This is a genomic window from Castellaniella sp., assembly GCF_036379515.1.
In the GTDB taxonomy this organism is placed as follows: domain Bacteria; phylum Pseudomonadota; class Gammaproteobacteria; order Burkholderiales; family Burkholderiaceae_B; genus Castellaniella.
This window is the reverse complement of the sequence record NZ_DASVGN010000015.1, coordinates 40,128-65,426: the sequence shown is the minus strand read 5'-3', so window position 1 is coordinate 65,426 and position 25,299 is coordinate 40,128. Positions and strand designations below refer to the sequence as shown.

The window sequence follows — 25,299 nt, the reverse complement described above, 5'->3', positions numbered from 1 at the left end:
GCACGCAAATGATACGAGGGCTATTGTCCATTGCTTGTGCAATGCTGATGGCGAACACAGCATTCGCAGACACCACCTTGGCCAATACACGAAAAGACGGCTACTGGACAAGCGGCGTCATGATCGAGAAATCCAACCCGCAACCGCTGCTCTTCCGCTCCATTGTGGCTTCCAACAAGGATTCCACGTCTCTCGCATTCGATATTGACCCAAGCTGTTCAAAAGTCTCCCTCAGTCTCATCGCATACGTCCAGAAGGGTGCGGACGCATCGGGGCTTCTTAATAACGGTTCGTTCCAGGCACGCGTCGACAACAAAGGAATTTACGGCGGGCGCTGGCTTTCCTCGAGTAACGAGATGGGTGACAAACTGATCTTCATCACCTTGTACCCCAACAACCAAGCCGACCTCATACGGGACACCCGATCAGGGACTACGCTCAGGCTCAAGCTCACCATCACAGGCGACTCGGATGGCGCCGTCTATCTCAAGTTTCCTCTCGCAGGCTCCAACGCTGCCATGCTCAGATCAGCAGAGCTATGCCTGGCGCTTCAGACCCGGAGCCCGTCACCAGGCAGCCGCAACCCTCGGCGTTCCACTCCGAAATCTGACGCAGATTATTTTTGAGCTCGTCCAGCGATTCCAGCTGATAGCAGTGAGGACGACCGGGCGCCACAGCAAGAGTACGCTAACATTCACGTCCCACCGAATAAAGGAAGGCGCGCATGATAGGCTCTCTCGCCTTGCTGCTGCTGATGCAGCTTGTCGGCACCCTGCTGGCACAGTTCCTGCACATTCCACTCCCCGGCCCGGTGATCGGGATGCTGCTGCTTTTCGCGTACCTGCTCTGGCGAGGCAGCGCACCGGTGCCGCTGGTTCACACCACACAGCCCATCCTGGAAAATCTTTCATTGCTCTTCGTGCCTGCAGGGGTAGGAATCATTGCCCACTGGCGCGCAGCCGCGGGACAAGCCTGGCAGATTGCCCTGGTGCTCATGATCGCCGCAGCCATCACGCTGCTGGTGACCGGATGGACACTGCACCTGCTGCTCAAATGCCGCAATGTCCGGCCAGAGCAGGAATAGATCATGGAACTCTCGGCGATCTGGGTTTATCTGGCGAGTCAACCGCTACTCTGGCTGGCACTCACTGTCAGCGTGTATTGGCTTGCCCAGCAGCTCTACGCCGCCACGCACCGGTTCGCGCTATTCAATCCCGTCCTGGTGTCAATCACGACTATCGTGGGGCTGCTGCTTGCCACGCATACCGACTATGACCAGTATTTCGACGGCGCGCAGTTCATCCACTTCCTGCTCGGCCCCGCGACAGTCGCACTGTCCGTGCCGCTGGTCGGCCAGCTGCCCACGCTCAAACGCAACTTCGTCCCGATCTCGATCGCGCTGCTCGTGGGATCGCTGACCGGTATCCTGTCCACCGTGGCATTGTGCCGACTCTTGGGTATAGACGGGCATATGCTGCTGTCCCTGCTGCCGCGCTCCATCACCACCCCGATTGCCATGGGGGTTTCAGACCAGATCGGCGGGAGTGCCGAGCTGACCGTCGTGTTCGTCGTCATCACCGGGGTATTGGGCGGCGCATTTGGCACCCTGCTGCTCGGGCGCCTGACGCAGAGCGACCCGATCGCCAGCGGCTTTGCGCTGGGCATGACCTCGCACGGTATCGGCACCGCGCGCGCCTTCGAATACAGCGAAACGGCAGGCGCATTCGCCGGCCTGGCCATGGGGCTCAATGGCGCCCTGACGGCCGCCCTGGTCCCCCTCATCGTCTGGTTGCTGGCGCTGTAGGTCCGAGCAAACCTGGCGCAATGAGGCGCGAGTGCTCAGGCATTTTCCAGAAAAGATGCCGAGGGCACGAAAAAGAGCGACCCGGTGATGGCGCGGCTGTAATCGAGCAGCCGGTCGTAATTGCCAGGCGGGCGCCCGATGAACATATTGTCGATCATCTGCTCGATGGGCCGAGGCGTTTTGGCATAGCCAATGAAATAGGTGCCGTTCTCGCCCTTGGCCGGATCGCGATACGGCAAATTGCCGCGCACGATTTCGATCTCTTCACCATCGTCTTCAATGATCGTCAAGGCGTTGTGCGCCCAAGACGGCTTGGCCTCGTCGGACAGCTCGATATTGTCGTGCTTGGTGCGGCCGATGATTTTCTCTTGATCCTGCACGGGCAAGGCGTTCCAGCTCGAGAGGTCATGCACGTACTTTTGCACGATGACATAGCTACCACCGGCAAAGGCTGCGTCTTCATCACCCACCAGTGTTGCCGCAGTGGCCTCGGCGCCCGAGGGGTTTTCCACGCCATCGACGAAACCGATCATGGCCCTCGCATCGAAGTACTGGAAGGCATGCGTCTCATCTTCGATAGCGACGGCGGCACCCAACCGGGCCAGGATTTGCGCACTGAGCTCGAAGCACAGGTCCATGCGCCTGGCCCGCAGGTGCAGCAACATGTCCCCCGGCGTCGCAACGGCATGATGAGTGCCCTGCACCTCTTTGAACCCATGCAGCTCTTTGGGGCGTGGTGTGCCGAATAACTCATCCCACGCGCTTGCACCTACCCCGAGGACGCACGAAAGTCCGCCATCGGGATACCGAGAAGCCACCGCACGCACGAGGCCCGAGATTTCGGCGCAAAACGATCGAACGGTACGAATATTTTCAGCACCTGGACTGATGGACAAGACCAGAAAAATAGCGGCCTGCGCCGGAGGGGCATTGACGGCCTGGGGGGTGGCGGTGGGCAATCACTTCTCCTGATTCCGTTGGGCTTCAATTATGGCCTGCGGCCTGGGTTACGGACAACTTCATGCACGCACCGATTGCACGCTATACAGTCAACAATGGTCGCAAGAGCGGAATTCATCTCACCAAGACCGGCCGGACCACGGTAGCCCGGCTCACCGCCGCCAAAACCAACTTGTCCATGAGAGGTCAAACCCATGTCCTGTAACGCCGCTTCAACCCGGAACTGGTTCGATCAAGGGGGCCGAGCGTACGCTCGCTTTCGCCCCGAGTACCCTCCCGACCTGGCCACCTTCCTGGCCTCGATCACGCCAGACCGAAAAATGGCAGTCGACGTGGGGTGTGGCAATGGGCAGTTGACGCGCCTCCTTGCGCCCCATTTCGACTCAGTGGCCGGGCTGGACCCCAGCGCCGACCAGATTGCAAACGCCACTCCTCACGAGCGGATCACCTACCTGCGCTCGCCGGCCGAACGCTTGCCGCTGGCCAATGGCTGTGCGAACCTCATCACGGTGGCGCAGGCCGCGCACTGGTTCAATCTGCCGGATTTCTACACCGAAGCAAGACGGATTGCTGCCCCCGGCGGCATACTGGCGCTGATCAGCTATGGCGTACTGAGCTTCGAGCCAGAGCTCAACGAACGATTCATGCAGTTCTACCGAGACGAGATCGGTCCCTACTGGCCTCCCGCGCGAAAGCTCGTCGACGCGGGCTATTCAACCATCGACTTTCCATTCGAGGAGCTGGCTGCGCCCCCTCTATCCATCAAGGTTCACTGGAACCTGGCTGAATTCCTGGGCTACCTCGCCACGTGGTCTGCAGTCCGGCGCGCCAAAGAAGCCGGGCACCAAGAGGTGCCCCTCAACTTTGCCAGCGACCTTTCATCCGCCTGGGGCGACGAGAATGTGCGTCGCAACATTGTCTGGCCTCTCAACATGAGGATTGGAAGACTATGACAGGCACACAAACATCCATCTGACCTATACCGCAAGGCCGGCAAAGTCGAGATCACGCCTCCCGCTGCGCCTTCTGCAGCAATTTGTCCAGGGCATTGGCAAATGCGCGCCTGTCCGCCTGGCTGAAGGCCGCCGGCCCACCCGTATCGACGCCTGCGCTACGCAATTCTTCCATCATGTCTCGTATCGACAAACGCTCGCTGATGCTGTCGACTGTGAAGCGTTCGCCACGCGGGCTGAGCACCAGCGCCCCCTTGCTCAGGGCCTCGCTTGCCAAGGGAATATCCGCAGTAATGACCAGATCGCCGGTAGAGGCGTGTTCAACGATGTAGTCGTCTGCCACGTCAAACCCGCGCGGCACCTGGACGGCCCGGATCAAAGGCGATGGCGGCGTGCGCAACATTTGATTGGCCACCAGGGTGAGTGTCCGCCGCGATCGCTGCGCAGCCCGATACAGAATGTCCTTGATGACGGCGGGACAGGCGTCGGCATCGACCCATATGTCCACGGGCTAGCTCTTCAGCGCTTGAGCCAGCAGTACGTTCAACAGCTCGTTGACGCTGACGCCATCCGCCTGCGCCTTGGCGTTCAGGGCCGTGATCAATGGCTGGTGCAGTTTGACAGGAAAGGACACCAGGCCAGCGGCTCGGTCCAGGCGACGCTGTTCGCGGTGATCTACAGCAGACGCGGCACCGGCAAAGCGATCCGGCGGGATGACAGCATTGAGCTTGCCTATGAGCTTCAGGGCTTTTTGCTTTTCGAGATCGGTTTTTTTCATGAGGGGCTCGGCATGGTGATCTGCCGGCGGAAAACTTGGCAGACAGCATCATAGAAGATATCACCTGGGCAGGTGTTGACCGGGTCATTACATCCGCATAGAAAAAATACTGATACAAAAAAAGGGTACCTCCGATCGAAGGTACCCCAGATTGCAACGTCAGGCAGCAGCACCCGGCTGACTACCTTCCTGCCAGACTGACCTATTGGCCAGCCGAGAGAATCACCCACTGAGACTGCCCGTCACGGCTGACCAGCAGTGCCACAGGTTGCGACTTGCTGGTGCTGCTGATGATCTGGTTGAATTGTGCCGGGCTCGTGATGTCGGTATCGTTCACGCGTTCGATCACGTCTCCAGGCTGGATGCCCGCGTCGGCAGCAAGCCCCTTGGCTTTCTTCACAACGACGCCCTGCGTAACGGTTGCATCCGATTGCAGAGGCCCAACGACCAGGCCCAGGCGGTCGGTGGTCTCAACCTGTTGCGGCATCTCCCCGGGTTCGCCTGACGAGGAGAACTTCAACTCGGCAATCTTGACCGTGAGATCCAAGGCCTTGCCCTTGCGCCAGACTTCGACCTTGACTTCAGTGCCTGGCTTGGTTTGGCCCACCAGACGCGGGAGTTCCCAGGCGTGCTGGATTTCCTGCCCGTTGTAGCGGGTGATCACGTCGCCGGCATGTATTCCGGCCTTCGCGGCGGGGCCGTTGGTGCTGACGCTGCTCACGAGGGCCCCCCGGTCTTCACCCAATCCCAGCGCCTTGGCGACGTCACTCTGAACCGCAGTGATCTCCACGCCAATCTTGCCACGGGTCACTTTGCCGTGTGCCTTGAGCTGATCTACGACCCGCATGACCTCGTCAATGGGGATGGATAACGAGATGCCCATGAAGCCACCGCTGCGCGAGATGATCTGCGAATTGATGCCGACCACCTGCCCCTTGAGATTCAGCAGCGGACCACCCGAGTTGCCGGGGTTTACCGCGACGTCGGTCTGGATGAATGGCAAGTAGTCGCCCGTGTTGCGGTTGATCGCGCTGACGATCCCGGCCGTCACGGTCGAGTCCAGCCCGAACGGTGAGCCGATGGCCAGCACCCATTGGCCTTTCTTGAGCTTGTCCGAGTCGCCAATGACCAGGGGTTTGAGCCCGGTTGCGTCGATCTTGAGCAACGCAATGTCGGTAGGCGCGTCCGTCCCAACGACCTTGGCCTTATATTCCTTGCCGTCGTTGAGCGTCACGGAAACACCGTTGGCACCCTTGACCACATGGTCATTGGTGAGAATGTAGCCATCGCTGGAAATAATGAATCCGGAGCCGATGGCATACGGCACGGTCTTTTCCTTGCCGTGCCCGGAATGCGGCACATGCCTCTTGGGCTTTGGATTCTGCTGCTCCATGCCGGGCGGGACAGCGTCCGGGCCGAAGAACCAGCGAAAAAGGTCTTGGGGATTTGGTTGCCCGTCCTGCGGCTGCGAGACCGGAACGGCCTCGGTCGTGCGGACATTGACGACGGACCCTTCGGTCTGGGCGACTACCTGAGTGAAATCCGGCAACGCGATGGTCGGAACGGGTGCCGCTTCAGCATAAGCGGCTCCGACGGGTACGCCAGCAACCAACAACAGACTCGCTGCAGCGCATGCGACGGCCCGCTTAACGGTGGGGCCGCCTGTAAGATTCAAAGCCATGTCATTCTCCTATTCGGTCGCCGAGTACTGCTCTGCCGCATAGGGTCACTTGCTGGCCGAGAGGTTCCGCATGGCTCTCTGGTTCGCTGGCTCGAGACGCGATCCAACAGGGTGTTGACGGTTCGCCTGCTCGCGACCTTGGTTTTGGCACTCGACAGGGGATTTGATTGCAAATCGCCGCCGAGGTTCCGCATCGTGAAGTGAGAGGGGCCGCACTCAACGAATTTTCATGCCGTCTCGACAGCAGCCGCGATTGCACAGCCCACTTCGGTCGTTGACGCCTCGCCGCCCATATCCCGCGTCCTTGGTCCAGAGACGAGGACCTGTTCAACCGCACGCACGATCGCTGCCGCCGCGGCCCCCTGTCCCAAGTGGTCGAGCATCAATGCACCGGACCAGATCTGCCCGATTGGATTCGCGATATTCTGCCCAAAGATGTCGGGTGCCGAGCCATGGACCGGCTCAAACATGGAGGGGTATTCCTTTTCCGGGTTCAGGTTGGCCGACGGTGCGATCCCGATCGTGCCGGTACAAGCGGGGCCTAGGTCCGACAAAATATCGCCAAACAGGTTCGACCCGACCACCACATCGAACCGCTGCGGATTCATGACAAACTGAGCTGTGAGGATGTCGATATGGTACTGATCCGTCCTGACATCCGGATATTGCTCGGCCATGCGCCTGAACCGTTCATCCCAATAGGGCATCGTAATCGCCAGTCCATTGGACTTTGTCGCAGAAGTCACATGTCGGGCGGGACGCTTGCGAGCCATCTCGAACGCATACTTGAGGATGCGGTCCACGCCTTTCCTGGAAAAGGTGCTCAGCTGCACGGCGGCCTCGTCCGCCGTACCCGCCGCCATCAGCCCACCAATAGCCGAATATTCGCCCTCAGTGTTCTCACGCACGATGAGCATATCGATATCACCCACGCTACGGCGCGCCAGGGGCGACTCGACACCGGGCATCAGGCGCACAGGTCTTATGTTGGCGTACTGCTGGAACCCCCGTCGAATGGCCAGCAGCAGGCCCCCCAGCGACACATGATCCGGTACTCCCGGAAAGCCAACGGCACCGAGAAACACCGCATCATGATGACGGATCAGATCCAGACCATCTTCTGGCATCATGCGGCCGTGCTTCTGGTAATACTCACAGCCCCAGTCGAAGGAATCTTCATGCAACGTGAAGCCAAAGCGGCGGGCCGCTGCTTCAAGTACGCGCAACCCCTCGGGCATCACTTCTTGACCAATACCATCCCCAGCAATCACCGCCACACGAAAAACAGGCATCTCTTCACTCATTTTTGATTCCGACCAATATCCAAAAGAGGCTCAAGCTGAACTGCCGTCAGGTACCGCCTGTACTTCAACGCACCCGAGGGCTCTGCAGCAAAAACGTAATGTAGTACTCCACCAAGAGTACCCCCAGAAGACGCCCACACCGTCCAAACAGTAAAAATTTCCAATGTAGTGCATCCAAACCGGGCCCTCGCTCGTATAGCCAGGTGTAGTCCCCGGAACACACTTCATTGAAAAGGAAACGTGATGAAAGCCACTCTTTGGACAGTAGCCTTGGCAGCGACACTGGCTGCCAGCACAGCAGGCGCGGCAACGGTTGATGTAGGCGGCGCCGCAATGTTCCCTGAAAAGAACATCGTACAAAATGCGGTGAACTCAAAGGATCACACAACTCTGGTAGCAGCAGTCAAGGCTGCAGGTCTGGTATCTACCCTGGAAAGCAAAGGGCCATTTACCGTGTTTGCACCCACAAACGCTGCCTTTGACGCCTTGCCAGCGGGCACCGTGCAGACTCTGCTCAAACCCGAGAACAAGCAGAAATTGGTCAAAATCCTGACCTATCACGTGGTCCCTGGCCGCTATACAAAGCGCGACCTTGAGCAAATGATTCACAAGGGCGGCGGCAAGGCAGAACTGAAAACAGCGGAAGGTGGAACCCTCACCGTCATGATGAATGGACCACAGAATATCCAGATCAAAGATAGCTCGGGCGGCGTGGCCGACATCAGCACCTACGATGTAATGCAGAAAAACGGCATCATTGATGTCGTGGACAAGGTGCTATTACCTGAATAACGTCCTGTACTGAGTCGAAAAGTGCAGACGGGGTGCGGCAGATCAGTCGCAGGCCAGATGGCCCACCCCCGACAGCGCTGTGCAAAAGGCGAAGGTGTACCATGCGTCAACCAGCCCTGGCAGCCGGTTCCAAACGAAATGTAGTGCAGGCCAAGCAAAGAAGGCGAGTGACGATGGGCACCACCTTGCTGGCCTTGGGCATCCATCTATTTGGCCTTTTTCCGCTCGCGCGTTGGGTGGTCCTGGGCTACCAGAACAATCTCACGGCCAACCCGCCAGAATTCCTGATCCGTTCTTCAGGAACCTGGGCGCTGGTGCTGCTGTGGGCGGTATTGGCGGCAACGCCCGTCCGGCGCCTGACGGGCTGGGCTGGGCTGATTCGCCATCGTCGAGCACTGGGGCTTTACGCCTTTTTCTATACCGTATTGCACGTCATTGCCTGGGGATTATGGGATCGAGGCGGTGTCTGGGCTTCGATGCGGCACGATCTCTGGCAACGTGACTTCATCGGCATCGGGGCCTTGGCCGTGCTCTGCCTGATACCGCTCGCGCTGACTTCAACCCACGGCTGGATACGTAGGCTGGGCCGTTGGTGGACACGCCTGCACTGGCTGGTTTACCCTGCAGCAATCCTCTCGGTCTGGCATTTCGACTGGATGCGTGCCGGCAAGAACGACTTCTTCGAGCCCCACCTCTACGCCTGGGTGCTGGCAGCGCTACTGGGCACGCGGGTTCTGTGGTGGGTGCGGTCGCGATACCGGCAACCCCGGCGGAACGGAGGATCAGAACGGCGCAGAGGCTAGGCCATCCTGGTGCCGAACCGATACTTTAGGAATTTTGATGCCTGACACTCTCCGGCACCTGGATGAACTAGTTCAGCGATGTGCGCAAGGGCAGGAAGCGGCGTTGGCAGAGTTGTATCGGCAGTGCGCTCCACACTTGTACGCGTTGGCCAACCGTATGTTGAGGCGTAGCGACCTCGCCGACGAAGTGCTCCAAGAAAGCTTCCTCAGCATCTGGCGCAACGCTGACCGGTTCTCTGCAGAGCAGAGTCAAGCCATGACCTGGATGGCCCGCATTGTGCGCAATCGATGCATTGACCTGATGCGCCGTCCGGACTACGAGAGACCGGACCCAGACGGTGCCACCCAGGACGCGTGGGCTGACCAGGCGCCAGGCCCGCTGGAACGCCTGCGAAGCCGTCAAGAAGGCAGGCGCCTGGCGGATTGCCTGGGCCGGCTCGAACCCAGACAACGCATGGCGATCGTGCTGTCGTTTTTTGATGACCTCAGTCATGCAGAGATTGCGAGGCAGATGAGTTCGCCGCTGGGAACCGTAAAGAGCTGGGTACGTCGAGGCATGGAGCGCCTCAAGGGGTGCTTATCGTGAAGATTTACGCTGACCCGCAGTTACGTGCGCGCCTCACTGCGGATTATGTGTCCGGTGCCATGAAAGGCGCCGCGCGTCGCCGCTTCGAAGGCCTGATGGCGGCGGATGCTTCGCTGCGCCGACAGGTGCGGACGTGGGAGGACGACCTGTATGCGTTGGTCTGGGCGGTACCGCCCCGCAGGCCACCCGGCCGCGTCTGGCATGCCATTCACAAGAAGGTTCACCAGAAGACACCCATGCATGACGGGCGGATTTGGAGCGGCACCGGTTTCTGGCGCTTGTGTTCTGCGACCCTGGCAGCAGCGCTGGTGGCGGTTGTCGTGATACAGCCTATGCGACCAAACCGAGCCCCATTCCCGCAACAAGTCGCAGTGCTTCAGAGCAGCCAGGGACAAGCGTTGCTGATGGTCCGCGAGGGTGCTTCGGGTGCCCTTTACATCAACACACTGAAGGACTTGAGCCAGATGGCAGATGGGCACGCCTTGGAGCTGTGGTCGATACAAGGCAAACAAAAGCCCCGATCGCTGGGCCTGGTCGCCACCGACGGCCTGACACAATTGTCGATGCCTCACGGCATGGGCCATATGGAGAAGCTCGCCGTCAGTCTGGAGCCGCCGGGCGGATCGCCGACCGGTCTACCTACCGGGCCAGTGATAATCAGCGGTGGCGTCCTGCCAAGCTGAATGAGACCGGAGGCGTCGCCTGATAGTCTGGGTTCCTATATGTCGTAGAGCGCGCCCCAACGGTCACACCGGTGCGCACGGATGAGCTTCAGGCGGTGCCTTATTTCGGGCTCCCTATTCTCGTCCCATCGACGATCTTGAATGCGGTACTGACCACCTTGGACAGATCGCCCATGTCGGCCGGCACGATCATCACGTTCGACGCCTTGGCAATGCCGCCCCAGCGAGCGATGAAATCCTGTGCCACCTGCATCTTCATGGCGTCCATGCCGCCTTCGTGCTGCAGCGCTTCACCCACCGTGGCCAGCGCCTTGGCCGTGGCATCGGCCACTGTCAGGATAGCCTGGGCCTCGCCTTCAGCTCGCAACACCTGAGCCTGACGCTCGCCCTCGGCCAGATTGATGTGCTTCTGGCGATCACCTTCAGAGACGTTGATGGCCTGCTGCTTGTCGCCCTCGGACTTGGCGATGACCGCACGCTTTTCGCGCTCCGCGGTGATCTGCAGCTCCATCGCCCGCACCACTTCCTGCGGCGGCTCGATATTGCGAATCTCGTAGCGCAGGACCTTCACCCCCCAGTTGACCGCCGCGTGGTCCAACTCGCTGACAATCGACGCATTGAGCTCGCTGCGCGAAGAAAGCACCTCGTCCAGCTGCTTCTTGCCCACGTCGGAACGCATCACCGTCTGCGCCAACTGCTCGACCGCCAGCAGCGGATTGGAGGTACCGTACGCCGCCGCCTTGGGGTCGGTGATCTGCACATACAGCACGCCATCAATGGAGATCTGCGTATTGTCTTTGGTAATGCAGACCTGCTCGGCCACGTCGATGGGGGTCTCGCGCAGGTCGAACCGATACGCCACCGTATCGACAATGGGGATGATGAGATTGAGGCCGGGCTCCAGCGTCTTCTGATAGCGGCCCAGCCGCTCGACAATCCACGCATGCTGCTGCGGCACCACCCGCAGGCCGCGGCTGAGAATCACCACAGCCAGGACGACCACCACGATGACGACGATAAGACTGATGTTCACGGCGGAACCTCCTTGAATTGAAAACTACTTGCCCTGCGGCGCGATGACCAGCAGATTGCCTTCACGACGGACAACCACGTAATTTTCACCCACTTTGCAGGCGGTCGCCTCAGAAGCCTGCAGCCGCGCATTCCAGGTCGTGCCACGATACGTCACCCGGATCCCGCCCGCCCCGGATTCAGCCACCACGACAGTCTGCCCCACATCGTCATTCATGAGGTCTTCAGCTGCGCGGTTTCTGAGCTTGCCCCGCCACCAGTGGGCCGCCGGCAGGCCCAGCAACGTGACCACTGCCAATACGGCCAGGTTCATGGTGAAGCTGGCACCCGCCAGTGCAGCCGCCCCCGAGGCAAACAAGCCCAGGGCCACCGCCAGCAGGTAGATGGTGAGCGTGTGGATCTCGGCCAGAGTGACCAGTGCACCGAGGATGAGGAAGATGGCACCGGTCCATTCTGAATGGGTCATGAGGTAATCTCGTCCAGAAGCATCATGTAACCCATGGTAGCAGCACATGATCTATTTCCATCAAATATGCTTGCCCTTCCCTCGCGCCAGCGTGACGGTCCTCCCCCAATGCGCCCATAATCAAGGCTTTGAAACCCAGCCCTGAAGGATCAGCCATGGACGACATACAAATCGGAACGCTGCAAAAATTGCCGGATGGAAGCTTTTCGGGGGCGCTTAGCCGGGTCTACGACGAACACAGCCCCGCAGAGGTCTGGCGCATGCTGACCGAACCCGCCTGTATCGCCCAATGGATCGCACCGGGCTCCATCGAACTGAAGGTGGGGGGTGCGGTGCGCATCGACTTTGGCGACAGCGGCGTTCGCATCGACAGCAAAGTGACTGAACTCAAGCCCGGCGAAGTCCTGGCTTATTCATGGAGCAGCCCGGGTGAACCCGAACGCCTGCTGCGCTGGTCGCTGAAGGCGCTTCCAAGCGCGGTGCAGTTGTCTTTATCGGTACACATTCCCGCGGGCGAAGACGCTGCCAAGGCCTGCGCAGGCTTTGAAGGCCACCTGCAGATCCTGGCCGGCGCCCTGGAAGGCGTGCCCATCAAATTCCCGTTCGAGCTCTACAAGCAGGCACGCGCCGCCTACACGCAACAACTCGAACACCTATAAGGCCACACCTGTATCTGTTTCCACCACGAACCTCGCGGCAGCCGCCATCTTGTCCTTGTTCGCCGGGTGAGTGCAGCGGTGCGGCGATGGTACAGCTGACGAGCCACAGCTGCACTCCACCGGAACCCGCTTCCGGCGACTTCAGGCCGTGGTGTGCAGCTGCGTACCCACGGTCCCCGAGTCAGCCAGCTTCTGGGGGCCGGTGACCGCGCCCTGAACCAGTGAGGTGATTGTCTGCGCCTGCGCATCGAGTGTCTTGCGCAAAAGCGCATTTTGCGCATCGGTCTGTGCGTTTGCGTTTTGCAGGCCAACGGCCTGCGCGACGGCCGCTTGCACTGAATCAGTTGCTGCCATATGAATTCTCCTTCTCTGCGGGCCCAAGAATAGACCCTCGGCCCTGAGCTTAACGACCTGTATGGGTCATTACTTTAGCCCTCGATTGGCCAAGCTCCACGAGCGCTGCGCGCTCGCAGAACTGCGCGTGCTCTCAACGTTGTACGCGCTCAATCTTGCCGCAGGCAATGGGCAAGGTTACAGCAGCCGGGATCGGGCCCAGGGATTGGACCGTAGCAGGCAGCGGGGTGTCGGCGGGAACCCCATGGATGAGGACCACGCGTTTGTCGAGATCAAGAGGCTGGCCCTTGAAAGCCTTGGCAAAGGATGCGGAAAGCGCCTTCAGGGACACCACCTCGTGATAGTGGTAACTGCCATCGGCTGAAGCCTTGGGATAGTGACCGTGCGCGACGTCCATGGCGGCAGGATGTCGATCGAACGGCACCATGGTGGTGCCCGCCGCAGGCCCTGTTTCGATCAGGTCGACGATATGATCGCCATTGGTGTCGGCACCCAGGGTCGGGCAGTTTGCGGCGCTGCCATCGGCCATCCCGTGAAAGTGTTGCCAGTGGACAATACCGCCCGGCGCATTCTTCACGCGAATATCGATCGTCAGTTTGTCGCCATTGACGCGAAATTGCGCTTCACCCGTAGTGTCGGAATGCGTAACCTGCGTATTCATGGGAATGAGATGGGCCACGTAGGTCTCGGTGGTTGCGGCCTGCGCCCCAGGCCCCGCGCCAAATGCAAATGCCGCCGCGCAGCTTGCGGCCAGGATGAGGTTTTTGGATTTCATATCGGGTCTCCTTGGAAAGCGTATTTTCCTCGTGTGTAACCGCCCCATCTTATACGGCAAGACATCTGGCATTCCAGGGAGCCTACTCGGCGAAGGGCTATTAAAGCCCCTTGGTCAACTGCAACCAGATACGCGCCGACTCGACGCGAAACCCACACCCAATGCTGCATCGTGGCCCGTCTGGGCGACTACTTTCAACTTGGAGCGGGACTGATTCAAAATTCCGCGACGTGAACGTTCAACGAGAACCAGAGAAGGGCTTTTCCAATGGACCACCCTGCACTTAAAATGATTATCATTTAATGCGAATTTTCTCGTCGACCGGAAGGTGAGCCGCCTCGCCTGACGCGATCAACACGATCCATCTCTGAGTTAAGGGAAGCGCAGCCATGTCCGTCTCCATACTTCATCATCAAACCGTAGTGATCATCGGCGGCAGCTCCGGCATAGGGTACGCTGTCGCCGAGGGGGCTCTTGCCGAGGGTGCACGGGTGATGATCGGCTCGAGTAGCCAGGCAAAGGTGGATGCTGCGACGCAGCGGCTAGGTGCTGGCGCGTCGGGTGCCGTGGTGGATGTCCGGGACGAAGATAGCGTCGCCGCCTTCTTCGGCGCGCTGGAGAGCTTCGACCATCTGGTGTTCACAGCGGGTGATGGGGCTGCGGCAGCACCGGTCCCGCTCTCGCAACTGGATATTGCTGCAGCTAGCGCGGGGTTGAAAGTACGCTTCTGGGGCGCACTGATGGCGATCAAGCATGCCCAGCCGCGTCTATCGGAACATGGCTCAATCACGCTTACCAACGGACTGCTAGCTCACATGCCGAGAAAGGGTGTCCCGTTAGCAACGGCATTCGCTGGCGCGATAGAACACCTAGTCCGTGGTCTGGCCGTAGACCTGGCGCCGCTACGAGTCAACTCGGTCTGCCCAGGGCCGGTGCTTACCGAGCTATTGGCGCCGTGGCCTGCGGATGTGATCCGCAAAATGACCGAGCGCCAACCACTCCCCAGGGCTGCTGACCCGGCGGAGGTAGCGCAGGCTTATCTCTATCTGATGCGTGGCGGCTGCACAACAGGCCAAGTGCTGATCGTTGACGGCGGGCGCATGCTCGTCTGAATGTCCCAAAGAAGGGTAAAACTCCCATTAGCGTTCACAGTCATCACCGACCTCATGACGTCAACGACTGGTTTCGAGTGGTGAGGTTCGTATCTTAGTGCCGAGATAGCGAACCGTGCTTTCCAGCTTCGTATGCCCACGCCCTTCAAGCGGTTCACAAATTCTGATGGGTCGTTTGTATTGCGATCTGGAGGCATGTCCGATTTCGCGACTACCCTTGGATAAAATGGGGCAGTTGCCATCTAGTGATAGGAGCCTCACATGGTCACCCGTATCAAGATCGATTTTGTCTCCGACGTGTCTTGTCCCTGGTGCGCGGTGGGATTGAGCTCGCTGGAGCAGGCATTGTCCAGGGTCGACGGCGAAATCGAGGCAGAACTTCATTTCCAACCCTTTGAGCTGAACCCAGACATGCCGCCCGAGGGCCAGAATACTGTGGAGCGTCTCTCGCGCAAGTACGGGATGACGCCCGAACAGGTGCGCCACAATGGCGAAGTCATCACGGCACGAGGCCGCGAGGTCGGCTTCACCTTCAATATGGACAAGCGCACGCATACATACAACACCTTCGATGCGCATCGACTGCTGCACTGGGCTGGCCTCGAGGGCCATCAACTGGCTTTGAAACATGCGCTTTTGAAGGCGTATTTCACTGATGGCGAGAATCCCAGCGACCACGAGACCCTGATCAGGCTGTGCCGCGAGTCGGGACTGAACCAGGACCGTGCGCGCGAGATTCTGGATTCCGACGAGTTCTCGGCGGCAGTACGAGCACGCGAACGCTTTTACACCCAACAGGGTATCAATTCCGTCCCTTCCATCATTCTGAATGACCGGCATCTGATCCAGGGCGGGCAGGCCCCCGAGACCTTCGAGCAGGCTTTGCGGCAGGTTGCTGATGCCATGGCAGCCTAGGTCTGCACGTTCGGTGTTTTCTGGTTCATTGCATCACTCGGTGGCAACAGCGAAAGACCGCAGCCAGGGATCGAGACGGCCGATATCGAACGTCCTTGACTCAAACATCTGGATCATCTCGGCGTGAATCTGCATCGGCGCGCGCTGCAGGCACCAGCCGTTGATTCGCAGAAACACGTCGACTGCAGCAAAAGAAATGCGCTTGTTGCCATCCACGAACGGGTGGTTGATCGCCAGGCTCTCAAGCAGCGCAGCCGCCTCAGCCACGATGTCGTCGTAGTAGCCCGTCTGCGGACGAAACAGGGCGGCCTCCAGCGCTCCGGGGTCGCGCACGCCTGGCGCACCACCGTAACGTTGCATCAACACCGTGTACATCCCAAGCACATCGGCCACGGTCAGGTAATCGTGAGCCACAGATTACTTGGCCAGTTCGCGATAAAGGCTATCGAACTCGTCCAGGCTGGATGCGAACGAGGCCATGACGTGGCGGCGGGGACGTTCCTTCTGCTGACGGTCGATGTAGTCACGCAGGGCATCATCAAGCACCGACTGAAACTGGCGTCCTTGGCTTTCAGCGATCTGGCGCAAGGCCGCCAGGACATCCGGCGCGGCCTGAGAGGAAAATTTTTCACGGATGACAGTTGACATCGCCACCTCCATCATGACTCATCTTGATGTTTCATGATAAATCAAGATGAGTCATGATGCCACTGTCTCAAAGGTGTTCGAACACCCGGCTGATCACCATGGCTGACAATGAACCGGCACGCGCAAGTGATTGATTTTATAGACCGCCCCTTGCGCCTACCCGCAAGGCAAACAGAGAATAGAGACGGCTCGGGCGACAAGGGCGACTGATTCCAGGCGTTCTGACGGCTAGCCACCCGCAGCACCAGCGGCAAGAACCCCGCGTGGTGCGGGGAATCGCTCAAAGAAAAAGGGCCCGGAGATTTTCCGGGCCCTGAAAACTGGTGGAGCCGGGGGGAATTGAACCCCCGTCCGCAAGCCCTCTGCAAGTAGATCTACATACTTAGTCGGCCTATTTTGAGTTTTAACCTTGGATCATGCCGGACGACAGGCCCTTCCGCGGCGATTCACTTTAGTTTAAGACCCGACCCAGTGACCTGATCGAACCCGATTCCCTGTAGATGACGCTACTGTGGGTTTGACCCCACCCGACCCAGGGACCAGTCGGTGTAGCGGCTCACTGCCTAAGCAGCTAGAGCGAAACGCTCGTCGTTGGCGTTTGTAGATTTCCAGTGGATTTACGAGCGAACTGGTGCTCGGTATGCACTATCTTGTTTTGCGACCCACGTCGAAGCCAAGTCGGCCCCAGACTTGTCATTTTACCTGTATTTGCGAAACGATGGGGCATCGCCTCGCGCCGATGCCTACTTGCCAGACGAGCTTGAGCTGGAGCTGCTGCTGATGCTCGAGAGCTGCTGGGTGAGATACGTGCTCAGCGAATTCATCTGTGCCACCATCGAGTCGAGCGCCGTGAACTGCGAGCGGTAGTTGGCGATGTCATCACTGATCCGGTTGGATTGCTCGGTGTATTGGGACTGCAGATCCTTGATCGTGGCGTTCAAGCCATTGGTCGCATTCGAAAACAGGCCACCCGTATCCAGCATATGGGTGGTCAGCGTCTGCATGGCATTACCCACGCCCGAGGCACCGCCCAGAACGTTCTGCACGTCGCTGGGGTTGGTCGCCAACGCCTGCGAAAACGCTGTGGTGTCCAGGCTGAGCTGGCCCGTCAGTGGGTCCGAGCTCACGCCCATCTGGAACAGAGAATCCAGCACGCCCCCGGAAGAAAAAGTGTTCAAGGCATTTTGCGTCTGGCCTTGGAGTTCACGGGCCAGGGAATCTCCCGTAAGCACGCTGCCTGTGCCATTGGAGGTATCAAAAGCCGTCAGGGACTGGATGCCGGACTGCAGCGTGTTGTACGCCACGATGAAGCCTTGCAAGGCTTGCGTCACGCTGGTGTTATCTTGCGCGACGGTCAGGGTGGAGGGCGTGGCATTCACGGCATTCAACGTAAGCGTCACACCGTTGATGGCGTCCTGCACCGTGTTGCTTTGGCTGGTAACCGCAATGCCATCGACATGCAGCTGCGCATTGGCGGCCGGGTCTTCAGTCACGGTAGAAGTAGTGCCCTGCCCAAAACCCAGCATGGTCTGCAGGTTGGTGTTGCTGCTGCTGATCTGGGTGACGGCGCCCTGGATCCCGGTCTTGTTGGCGATCAAGAGCAGATGGTCGGGACTGGCAGAGCCGTCATTCACCAGAGTGGCAGAAACACCTAGCCCTGGGGTGCTGTTGATTGCACCGACCAGGCCGTTGAGCGAGGTGTCTTTGCCGGTGAGATCCAGGGTATGCGTGGTGCCATCGCCCAATGTAAAGGTCAATGTGCCGCCAGTGCCATTGGCGGTGGTGGCGCTGGGCTGCCCTGCCGTGTACAGGGTTTGCGACTTGGCCAACTGTTCCACCGTGACGCTGTACTGGCCCGCGACGGCGCCGCTGGCCGCGCTGGCGGTGAAGCCCGAGCCACTGACGTTGGTCTTCAGGGCGTTGAAAGTGCCTGGCGTCGTCAACGTTTCTGCAGCCGTCTGCAGCGCCGTGACGGCCCCTTGAAGCTGGCCATAGGCGGACAGGGTGGCATTGGCAGAGTCTTCCTGCTGCTGAATGGGTTGCAGAGAGGCCTGTTCACTGGTCTGTAATTGCGTGAGCAAGGTGCCTAGCGGCAGGCCGGACCCAACCCCCAGCGAAGAAAACTGTGCGTTGGTCGAAGAATCAGTCGGAATCACGGAAGCCATAATGGGTGCTCCAAGCGGGTCAGCAAACAAGGGCAATGCCCCGCATGGTTTTACGACCTTTGCACGCCGGTTTATAGCCCCTGACAGGCCGATTCAGAGACTATTTAAGAACATTGTGAAAATCGTGTATCAACATGAATCAATTAAGAAATCCGTCAGAATCGACGCTTGAGATTCAACCTCCAACCAATGGCGTACGATAGGGTGCAAAAGCACCCCTTCAACGAATTGGACACTTCTCATGGACATGTTGCTCACTGCCTCTGACGGCCACCGATTCACCGCATGGATCACGGGTCCTGAAAATGCTTCTCGGGGGATCGTGATCCTGCCTGAGATCTTCGGCATCAACGCGCACATCCGCCAAATGGCAGAACACTATGCCGAACACGGCTACCGTGCGATCTGCCCTTCTCTGTTTGACCGGTCGCCGGGCGCTGAAGCGGGCATTCAGCTGAACTACGATCTTCCGGGGCGGCATCGCGGCATGGCGCTGCGCAAGTCGGTGACGGATATCGACGCCTTGCTCGACATCGAGGCAGCCGCCGCGGCACTCGGCCAGCGCGCCCAAAAGATGATCACGGGCTACTGCTGGGGTGGCTACATGACGTGGCGCGCTGCCTGCACCAGCACAAGCTTTGCGGCTGCGTCATGCTGGTATGGTGGCGGCATCGTGAACCACTGCCACGATCAACCCAAGATCCCCGTGCAGCTTCACTTTGGCGAGGACGACCAACACATCAGCCAAGACGACGTGGCGACCATTCGCGCGGCCCAGCCAGATCTGGCCATTTACACCTACCCAGGGGCTGGCCATGCCTTTGGACGTGAAGGCAACTCGGCCTACCACGAGGGCGCAGCCCGCCTGGCCTGGGAGCGCACGCTCGCCTTCTTCGACCGGCAACACTGAGCGCCAGGCAACAAACGTATGCAGTTGTTCCGAATCAGGACAAAGCCTGCTTTCAGTAGCGTTTTGATGCGACTCACCATAGTGCACTCACAATCTGCCTCAGCAAATCAGTCACAATGGCCTCAATTCATCAACAGGAACTGCTCATGAAAAAAGCCATGCTCGCAGCAGCGCTGGTCATCGGCGCCATGGCTGCCGGGCCAGTGGCCCAGGCAGGGGGTGTGCACGTCGGAATCGCGATCGGGATTCCGGGGATCGTGGTGGGTGGGCCCGCCTACTACCCGCCGCCACCGCCTCCGCCGGTCTATTACTACGGCCCGCCCGCAGTCGTCGTGGCACCTCGTCCGATCTACGGCCCAGGCTACTACTATGGATATGGATGGCGCGGTCGCGGCCACTACGACCGTCACGTGGCAGAACGCTGGGGCCGGCACCATGGTGACCGAGACCACTGGCGCCACTGATTTCACCACGATCCACAACGCAAAAACCCCGCTTCGACAACCGAGGCGGGGTTTTTGCATCTGGTACACCCTGCTGTGGGCAGCACCACGAGTGCAATGCTGTCCACAGCCGCATCAGAGGCTCACGCCGCCTGTGCTTCGAGTTCTTGCGTGCGCTGCACCGCACCGGCCAGGGCCGCCAGAAGATTGTCCAGTCCCTGGCGCGAGAATTCGTCGGTGAGTTCGCCCGAAGCCGAGAACTTCTCGTGCGCGGCAGACACGAAGAGTTCCGGCTTGTTCAGGGGATGAACATCGAGGAAAACCAGCACTTGGCGCAGTTGGTACTGGGCCCGAACACCGCCCATCCCGCCCATCGAGGCGCTGGCGAGCGCTACGGGCTTACCCTGGAACACGGCACCTGGCACACGCGACAGCCAATCGATGGCGTTCTTGAGCACACCCGAGAACGAATAGTTGTATTCGGGGGTTGCAATCAGAAGCGCATCGGCAGCCTGCACCTGCGCGGCCAAGGCCTGCACGGCGGCCGGGAAGCCTTGTTCCTGCACGTCGCCGTTGTACAGTGGCACGCCCGATAGATCTGCAATCTGGACATCCATGCCTTCAGGCGCCTGGCGTTTGGCCTGCTCCAGCAACAGGTGATTGAAAGAACCCTTACGCAGGCTACCGCCAATAGCGAGGACTTTGATGGACATGATGATTCCTTGGTTTTGACAAAGGGCCACCCTCCGTGCACCTTGCACGGGCGGGTGAAAAACACAACAAATGGTCTGACTGAGTTACTGGGCGAGCACGCCGTCGCGGTAATCGCGCAATGCCTGCTCGATTTCTTCCGGGGTATTCATGACGAAAGGACCGTACTGCGCAATGGGCTCATGCAGCGGCTTGCCAGCGAGCAGAATGACCCGCGCACCTTCGGCTGCCCCTTGGGCTGCTTCAATGCGGACCGTCTCGCCCTGATCGCCCAGCCACACTACGTGCCCCGGCTCTATCACCTGATCGCCCGCCTGCAACTGCCCTTCGAACACGTAAAGCAAGGCACGATGCGTCTGAGGGAGGGGCAGATCGACAGGATGGCCGGCCATGACGCAGATATCGGCCACCACGGGCTGTGTTTCACGATGCCCTTCTTCGGCACCCCTCAACGGGCACGTAGCCCACGGGATCGTGCCGGCGATGAGCTTGATGAATCCGCCATCGGGCAGCTCGGTCGTCCGAATTTCGCCGGCAGGGATGTCCCGATAATGCGCGGGCTGCATCTTTTCAGCCGCCGGCAGGTTCAGCCAAATCTGAAAACCGCGCAGCAGGCCGTTTTCCTGCTGGGGCATCTCTTCATGAATGATGCCACGTCCCGCCGTCATCCACTGCACCCCCCCGGCCTTGAGGTCGCCCTCGTTGCCCAGGTGATCGCGATGCTTCATATGACCATCAACGATGTAGGTGATGGTCTCGAAACCACGATGCGGATGCGCGGGAAATCCGGCGATGTAATCCTGCGGGTCGTCCGAAGAAAACGCGTCCAGCATCAGGAACGGATCCATGCGGACCTGCGGCTGATATCCAATGGCCCGCAGCAGACGCACGCCAGCGCCATCCTGCGTCGCTTGCGCGGGGGTGACTCGGGTGACGGAACGAACGGTCATGATTGACTCCTGATGAACGATGGGATCATTATGAGATCATATAAATAGATGAACAACCGCATAAAATAGCGCTATTTGATCTACTAAATAGATATGGAAGACATCATCCCGATCGCCTATTGGCAGGCCCTGCTGGCCGTGGTGGACCACGGCGGGTACGCCCAGGCAGCTGAAGCGCTCGGCAAGAGCCAGTCTTCAGTCAGCTACGCCATCCAGAAGCTCGAAGACCAGCTGGCCCTCAGGGTGTTCCGCCCGCAAGGACGGCGGGCCGTGCCCACGGCAGCCGGCCAGATTTTGCTGCAGCGGGCGAGGCTGTTGGTCGAACACGCGCAAGGGCTGGAATCCGCGGCACGCCAGTTGGCTGCAGGAAGAGAGCCTCTGCTTAGGCTCGCCATCGATGGTCTGTTTCCCGACTGGCTCATCTTGCAGGCGCTGGAGCTCTTCGGGCCGAACAACCCGTCCACCCGAATCGAGATTCAGGAAACCGTGCTCAGCGGCACGGATGAGGCACTCTTACGGCGCGAGGCGGATCTGGTCATCAGTCCGCGCATTCCCCAGGGCTTCAGCGGCGAACCCCTGCTGCAGATCCGCTTCGTGGCGGTAGCAGCTCCCAACCACCCCCTTCACGCCCTGGGCCAGCCCATCGAATGGGCCGATCTGCGGCAGCATCGCCAGCTCGTCATTCGCGATTCAGGCAGCCAGCGGCAAAGCGCTGGCTGGCTGGATGCAGCCCAGCGCTGGACCTTCAGCCACGCCAGCAGTTCGATTCAGGCGGCCTGCGCCGGGATGGGGTTTGCGTGGTATCCAGAACTGCGCATCCGCGAGGAACTGGCGAGCGGCAGGCTCAAGCCCCTGCCTTTGGTCGAAGGGCGTCACCGCTACGCCATGGTGTACCGCATCTATGCACACCCGGAATTCCCGGGCATCGCCTGCAAAGAGCTGGCGCAGATTCTGCAGCGGCTCTGCTCGGAAGTCGACCCCCGCCCCTGTGACCAGGTTCAGGCCCAGGTCTGATCAGAGCCCGACGTTGTCGTGTTCCAGGACGCGTTCGGCGCGATAGCTGGAACGCACGAGCGCGCCCGAGACGACTTCGCGAAACCCCTTGGAGAGCCCCAGCTTGCGATAGGCATGGAATTCGTCTGGCGTGACAAAGCGCTGCACCGGCAGGTGATTCTTGGTGGGGCGCATGTACTGACCAAAAGTCAGGATGTCGACGTTGTGGGCACGGATGTCATCCATGGCCTGTTCGATTTCTTCGTCGGTTTCACCCAGGCCCAGCATCATGCTGGTTTTGGTGAGCGTCTGCGGGGCATATTCTTTGGCAAACTTGAGCACATCCAGTGTCTGCTGATAGCCGGCACGGGCGTCACGCACCACATGAGTGAGGCGCTCGACGGTTTCGACATTTTGCGCAAAGGTGACCAGACCGGCATCCAGCACTTTGGCGATGCAGCCATGGTTGCCTTGAAAATCAGGCGTCAGCGCTTCGACCGCCGTTTTGGGTGAACGCTCGTGGATGGCCCGGATGCAGGCCGCGTAGTGCCCTGCCCCGCCATCGATCAGATCGTCGCGGTCGACTGAAGTCAGCACCACGTACTTGAGCCCCATGAGCACCACGGCATCGGCCACGCTGGCCGGTTCATTGTGATCGAGCCACCCGTGCGGGTTGCCGGTATTGACGGCGCAGAATTTGCAAGCCCGTGTACAGACCGAGCCCATCAGCATCAGCGTCGCAGTGCCACGGCCCCAGCATTCAGCAATATTGGGGCATTTGGATTCAGCACACACAGTATTGAGCTTGTGTGTCTTGACGATGTCGCGCACTTCTTGATATCTGGCACCCGAAGGCACGCGCACACGCAGCCAGTCCGGCTTGGGGGCGTGATCGGGAATACCGGTCAGTTCGCTGGGCCGCATGCCGTCCTTGACGGCTTTGGTCCCCTGCGGGCTGACGAATTTTTCGCCCGGCCGAACCCGAGCGCGGATGATGGGGACTTCGATCGTCATGAAAAACCTGCGCAACGCAAGACAAAAAGCGTGCATCACCAGACGCACAATCGTTGTCGATAGTACCACGCAGCCCCCTGCCTTCCGCCCGCAAACCTGCCCCATGCACCTGGGTAATCGGCACTATTTCTCGGGCGAACGAAACATGCCCGGACCTGCTCAAGCAGCAAGCCGCTCGTTATACTGGCTGCCATGCTGGCTGCCACTCCCCCCAAGATTCCACTATTGGCCCACCCCCCACGTGGGGCGCTCGTCGTCCTCTGCCTTCTGGGCATGGTTGCGCTATGGACCATTCTCTGTGCCATCAGCCACACGGCACCGGATCTGGACGGCATGGAAGAACTGGTCTGGGCGGCCAGCCTTGAACTGGGTTACACCAAGCACCCGCCGCTGCCTTCGTGGTTCATGTACTTTGCCACCGAACTCTGGGGTCGCCCTGTCTGGCTGGCCTTTCTCATGGGGCAGCTCTTTTCGGCCCTGGGTCTGTGGTTCGTCTGGAAGCTGGGTTGCGAGTTCACCACCCGCCACCGCGCGTTCATGGCCACGCTGCTGGTGTCGGTGACGGCCTATTTTTCATTGCGCGGCACCATCTACAACCACAACACGGCTCAACTCTGGTCGATCACCGCGTCGATCTGGCTGTTCTACCGCGCCATGCGCGACGACCGCCTGCGCGACTGGATCTGGCTGGGCGTTGTCTGCGGCCTGGCTATGCTCACCAAATACAGCGCCCTGGTGCAGTTTGCCGCCTTCTTCCTCTACCTGCTGCGCAGCGGCAAATGGCGGCGCAAGCATTATTGGTTGGGGATTGCGGCGGCCACGATCACGTTTCTGGTCGTGTTCAGCCCGCATCTGTGGTGGCTGGGGCAACATCACTTCGAACCTCTGTTCTATGCCGACCACTCGTTGCAAGCCGGCGGCCGCCTGGCGGCGCTGGCCGATTTGCTGTCCTTCAGCCTGGACCAGGCCGGGCGCCTGTCCCCACTGGTGGTCGCGCTGGCACTCTGGACCTGGTGGTATGCCCGTCGCGGCAACCGAGCAGCCGGCCACGCAGCCAACGATGAATATTTCCAGGACAACGCCCCCGCCACGGGACGCTACTTCAAGGATTTTTCGGCTGAAGACCGGCAATTCCTGCTCTGGGTGGGGCTCGCCCCCTTTCTCTGCACCGTCATCATCGCCGCCATTCTGGGCACGCGCCTAGAGGCCTCGTGGGCCAGCACATTCTTCGTACTGGCAGGTTTCTACGGACTCTGGTGGCTGCGCGGGCTGGACGCCGTCCAACTGCGCCGCATCCTGATCATCACGGCCGGCCTGCAGATTACGATGGCCGTGGGGTACGCGATTGCCCGGGGCCCGCTGGCGGACATGACCGGACGGGCCAGCCGCTCAAACTACCCCGCCGTGGCACTGGCCAAGCTTGCACAAGCGCACTGGAATGCCCACCAGCCTGGCAGGCCTTTGCGGGTGGTGGTGGCCAACACCTGGCTGGGTGGCAATATTGCCGTGCACGTCAGCGACCACACCCAGGTCTTCATCGACGCGAGCCACGACGAATCCCCGTGGTTTGCCCGCGGCACGGCACTGCAGTGCGGGGCCTTCGTGGCCTACAGCGACAAAGGCCGGGGCCCGGCGTCCCCCGCCGTGCTGGCGCTCTATGCCAGCGCGCCCTGGAAAGGCGTGGATCAGGTCCGCTGGGGACCCAAAGGCCCGTCCTTCGACCTGCATTGGGCCGTGGTACCTGCAGGGCCGGATTGCCTGAGGCAAAAGCCAAGATAGCTCCTGCTTGACGGGTTCAGGCACTGGTA

At 60.0% G+C, this 25,299-nt stretch carries 30 protein-coding genes and 1 other RNA gene; 15 read left to right on the top strand and 16 right to left on the bottom strand.

The window, feature by feature from the left end; all coding sequences use genetic code 11:
• The first annotated feature begins 47 nt into the window (after positions 1 to 47).
• The 3 genes from VF285_RS05230 (at position 48) to VF285_RS05220 (ending at position 1,804) form a co-directional block, all read left to right on the top strand.
• Positions 48 to 626, top strand: a complete 579-nt coding sequence (locus VF285_RS05230) for a hypothetical protein (RefSeq protein ID WP_346951570.1) — start codon at positions 48 to 50, stop codon at positions 624 to 626.
• Positions 627 to 724: 98 nt separating this feature from the next.
• Positions 725 to 1,084 (top strand): CidA/LrgA family protein, encoded by a 360-nt coding sequence (locus tag VF285_RS05225; protein WP_346951569.1) that lies wholly within the window; start codon positions 725 to 727, stop codon positions 1,082 to 1,084.
• A gap of 3 nt (positions 1,085 to 1,087) precedes the next feature.
• Entirely contained in the window at positions 1,088 to 1,804 is a 717-nt protein-coding gene (locus VF285_RS05220; protein WP_346951568.1) for an LrgB family protein, read from the top strand.
• Positions 1,805 to 1,839: 35 nt separating this feature from the next.
• Here the strand turns inward: VF285_RS05220 and VF285_RS05215 are convergent, their stop codons facing one another.
• Positions 1,840 to 2,763, bottom strand: a complete 924-nt coding sequence (locus tag VF285_RS05215) for a Dyp-type peroxidase (protein WP_346951567.1) — start codon at positions 2,761 to 2,763, stop codon at positions 1,840 to 1,842.
• Positions 2,764 to 2,958: 195 nt separating this feature from the next.
• Here VF285_RS05215 and VF285_RS05210 point away from each other — a divergent pair, with 195 nt between their 5' ends.
• Positions 2,959 to 3,717, top strand: a complete 759-nt coding sequence (locus tag VF285_RS05210; protein WP_346951566.1) for a class I SAM-dependent methyltransferase — start codon at positions 2,959 to 2,961, stop codon at positions 3,715 to 3,717.
• 52 nt (positions 3,718 to 3,769) lie between these two features.
• Here the strand turns inward: VF285_RS05210 and VF285_RS05205 are convergent, their stop codons facing one another.
• The 4 genes from VF285_RS05205 to VF285_RS05190 all read right to left on the bottom strand — a co-directional run bounded on the left by VF285_RS05205 (position 3,770) and on the right by VF285_RS05190 (position 7,468).
• Complete coding sequence (locus VF285_RS05205; protein WP_346951565.1) at positions 3,770 to 4,225, bottom strand: YaiI/YqxD family protein; 456 nt, start codon at positions 4,223 to 4,225, stop codon at positions 3,770 to 3,772.
• A gap of 3 nt (positions 4,226 to 4,228) precedes the next feature.
• Positions 4,229 to 4,495 carry a hypothetical protein gene (locus tag VF285_RS05200; RefSeq protein WP_346951564.1) on the bottom strand — a complete coding sequence of 89 codons (267 nt, stop codon included), beginning with the start codon at positions 4,493 to 4,495 and terminating at the stop codon, positions 4,229 to 4,231.
• Between the two features lie 202 nt (positions 4,496 to 4,697).
• On the bottom strand, positions 4,698 to 6,176 hold the full coding sequence (locus VF285_RS05195; protein WP_346951563.1) for a DegQ family serine endoprotease: 1,479 nt from the start codon (positions 6,174 to 6,176) through the stop codon (positions 4,698 to 4,700).
• A gap of 227 nt (positions 6,177 to 6,403) precedes the next feature.
• Positions 6,404 to 7,468, bottom strand: coding sequence for a tartrate dehydrogenase (locus tag VF285_RS05190; RefSeq protein ID WP_414648073.1), 1,065 nt, complete (start codon positions 7,466 to 7,468; stop codon positions 6,404 to 6,406).
• 255 nt (positions 7,469 to 7,723) lie between these two features.
• Between VF285_RS05190 and VF285_RS05185 the strand changes: the two genes are divergently transcribed.
• The 4 genes from VF285_RS05185 to VF285_RS05170 all read left to right on the top strand — a co-directional run bounded on the left by VF285_RS05185 (position 7,724) and on the right by VF285_RS05170 (position 10,344).
• On the top strand, positions 7,724 to 8,272 hold the full coding sequence (locus VF285_RS05185; RefSeq protein WP_346951561.1) for a fasciclin domain-containing protein: 549 nt from the start codon (positions 7,724 to 7,726) through the stop codon (positions 8,270 to 8,272).
• Positions 8,273 to 8,445: 173 nt separating this feature from the next.
• Positions 8,446 to 9,075 carry a protein-methionine-sulfoxide reductase heme-binding subunit MsrQ gene (locus VF285_RS05180; RefSeq protein ID WP_346951560.1) on the top strand — a complete coding sequence of 210 codons (630 nt, stop codon included), beginning with the start codon at positions 8,446 to 8,448 and terminating at the stop codon, positions 9,073 to 9,075.
• Positions 9,076 to 9,112: 37 nt separating this feature from the next.
• The gene (locus tag VF285_RS05175) at positions 9,113 to 9,661 is read left to right on the top strand and encodes an RNA polymerase sigma factor (protein ID WP_346951559.1); all 549 of its coding nucleotides are present in this window, start codon (positions 9,113 to 9,115) and stop codon (positions 9,659 to 9,661) included.
• Entirely contained in the window at positions 9,658 to 10,344 is a 687-nt protein-coding gene (locus tag VF285_RS05170) for an anti-sigma factor (protein ID WP_346951558.1), read from the top strand. The genes VF285_RS05175 and VF285_RS05170 overlap by 4 nt, the downstream gene beginning before the upstream one ends.
• Before the next feature lie 100 nt (positions 10,345 to 10,444).
• On the opposite strand, the gene VF285_RS05165 is transcribed toward VF285_RS05170, so the two are convergent.
• Positions 10,445 to 11,377 (bottom strand): SPFH domain-containing protein, encoded by a 933-nt coding sequence (locus VF285_RS05165; protein WP_346951557.1) that lies wholly within the window; start codon positions 11,375 to 11,377, stop codon positions 10,445 to 10,447.
• Between the two features lie 24 nt (positions 11,378 to 11,401).
• The gene (locus tag VF285_RS05160; RefSeq protein ID WP_346951556.1) at positions 11,402 to 11,842 is read right to left on the bottom strand and encodes an NfeD family protein; all 441 of its coding nucleotides are present in this window, start codon (positions 11,840 to 11,842) and stop codon (positions 11,402 to 11,404) included.
• Positions 11,843 to 11,997: 155 nt separating this feature from the next.
• On the opposite strand from VF285_RS05160, the gene VF285_RS05155 reads away from it, so the two are divergent.
• Entirely contained in the window at positions 11,998 to 12,501 is a 504-nt protein-coding gene (locus tag VF285_RS05155; protein ID WP_346951555.1) for an SRPBCC domain-containing protein, read from the top strand.
• A 141-nt stretch (positions 12,502 to 12,642) separates the two neighbouring features.
• Here the strand turns inward: VF285_RS05155 and VF285_RS05150 are convergent, their stop codons facing one another.
• Entirely contained in the window at positions 12,643 to 12,855 is a 213-nt protein-coding gene (locus VF285_RS05150) for a hypothetical protein (RefSeq protein WP_346951554.1), read from the bottom strand.
• A 133-nt stretch (positions 12,856 to 12,988) separates the two neighbouring features.
• Positions 12,989 to 13,630, bottom strand: a complete 642-nt coding sequence (locus VF285_RS05145) for a hypothetical protein (RefSeq protein ID WP_346951553.1) — start codon at positions 13,628 to 13,630, stop codon at positions 12,989 to 12,991.
• Between the two features lie 389 nt (positions 13,631 to 14,019).
• On the opposite strand from VF285_RS05145, the gene VF285_RS05140 reads away from it, so the two are divergent.
• On the top strand, positions 14,020 to 14,742 hold the full coding sequence (locus VF285_RS05140; protein ID WP_346951552.1) for an SDR family oxidoreductase: 723 nt from the start codon (positions 14,020 to 14,022) through the stop codon (positions 14,740 to 14,742).
• 261 nt (positions 14,743 to 15,003) lie between these two features.
• Positions 15,004 to 15,657, top strand: a complete 654-nt coding sequence (locus VF285_RS05135; protein ID WP_346951551.1) for a DsbA family oxidoreductase — start codon at positions 15,004 to 15,006, stop codon at positions 15,655 to 15,657.
• Positions 15,658 to 15,690: 33 nt separating this feature from the next.
• Here the strand turns inward: VF285_RS05135 and VF285_RS05130 are convergent, their stop codons facing one another.
• The 4 genes from VF285_RS05130 to fliD all read right to left on the bottom strand — a co-directional run bounded on the left by VF285_RS05130 (position 15,691) and on the right by fliD (position 18,470).
• Entirely contained in the window at positions 15,691 to 16,071 is a 381-nt protein-coding gene (locus VF285_RS05130) for a type II toxin-antitoxin system death-on-curing family toxin (RefSeq protein WP_346951550.1), read from the bottom strand.
• 3 nt (positions 16,072 to 16,074) lie between these two features.
• Positions 16,075 to 16,305: a hypothetical protein gene (locus tag VF285_RS05125; protein WP_346951549.1), complete on the bottom strand. Its 231-nt coding sequence runs from the start codon at positions 16,303 to 16,305 to the stop codon at positions 16,075 to 16,077.
• 321 nt (positions 16,306 to 16,626) lie between these two features.
• Positions 16,627 to 16,991, bottom strand: a transfer-messenger RNA (tmRNA) gene (ssrA, locus tag VF285_RS05120).
• 57 nt (positions 16,992 to 17,048) lie between these two features.
• Positions 17,049 to 18,470, bottom strand: a complete 1,422-nt coding sequence (gene fliD / locus VF285_RS05115) for a flagellar filament capping protein FliD (protein WP_346951548.1) — start codon at positions 18,468 to 18,470, stop codon at positions 17,049 to 17,051.
• 241 nt (positions 18,471 to 18,711) lie between these two features.
• Here fliD and VF285_RS05110 point away from each other — a divergent pair, with 241 nt between their 5' ends.
• Positions 18,712 to 19,380 (top strand): dienelactone hydrolase family protein, encoded by a 669-nt coding sequence (locus tag VF285_RS05110; RefSeq protein WP_346951547.1) that lies wholly within the window; start codon positions 18,712 to 18,714, stop codon positions 19,378 to 19,380.
• Between the two features lie 146 nt (positions 19,381 to 19,526).
• Positions 19,527 to 19,844 (top strand): hypothetical protein, encoded by a 318-nt coding sequence (locus VF285_RS05105; RefSeq protein ID WP_346951546.1) that lies wholly within the window; start codon positions 19,527 to 19,529, stop codon positions 19,842 to 19,844.
• 122 nt (positions 19,845 to 19,966) lie between these two features.
• Here the strand turns inward: VF285_RS05105 and VF285_RS05100 are convergent, their stop codons facing one another.
• Together VF285_RS05100 and VF285_RS05095 are read right to left on the bottom strand one after the other, a co-directional pair.
• Complete coding sequence (locus tag VF285_RS05100; protein WP_346951545.1) at positions 19,967 to 20,536, bottom strand: NADPH-dependent FMN reductase; 570 nt, start codon at positions 20,534 to 20,536, stop codon at positions 19,967 to 19,969.
• An 84-nt stretch (positions 20,537 to 20,620) separates the two neighbouring features.
• Positions 20,621 to 21,484: a pirin family protein gene (locus tag VF285_RS05095; RefSeq protein WP_346951544.1), complete on the bottom strand. Its 864-nt coding sequence runs from the start codon at positions 21,482 to 21,484 to the stop codon at positions 20,621 to 20,623.
• Positions 21,485 to 21,577: 93 nt separating this feature from the next.
• Here VF285_RS05095 and VF285_RS05090 point away from each other — a divergent pair, with 93 nt between their 5' ends.
• A complete protein-coding gene (locus VF285_RS05090) occupies positions 21,578 to 22,498 on the top strand; it encodes a LysR family transcriptional regulator (RefSeq protein WP_346951543.1) in 921 nt (306 codons plus the stop codon).
• On the opposite strand, the gene lipA is transcribed toward VF285_RS05090, so the two are convergent.
• A complete protein-coding gene (gene lipA / locus VF285_RS05085) occupies positions 22,499 to 23,491 on the bottom strand; it encodes a lipoyl synthase (protein WP_346951542.1) in 993 nt (330 codons plus the stop codon).
• A gap of 192 nt (positions 23,492 to 23,683) precedes the next feature.
• On the opposite strand from lipA, the gene VF285_RS05080 reads away from it, so the two are divergent.
• The gene (locus tag VF285_RS05080; RefSeq protein WP_346951541.1) at positions 23,684 to 25,270 is read left to right on the top strand and encodes a glycosyltransferase family 39 protein; all 1,587 of its coding nucleotides are present in this window, start codon (positions 23,684 to 23,686) and stop codon (positions 25,268 to 25,270) included.
• Positions 25,271 to 25,299 lie beyond the last annotated feature (29 nt).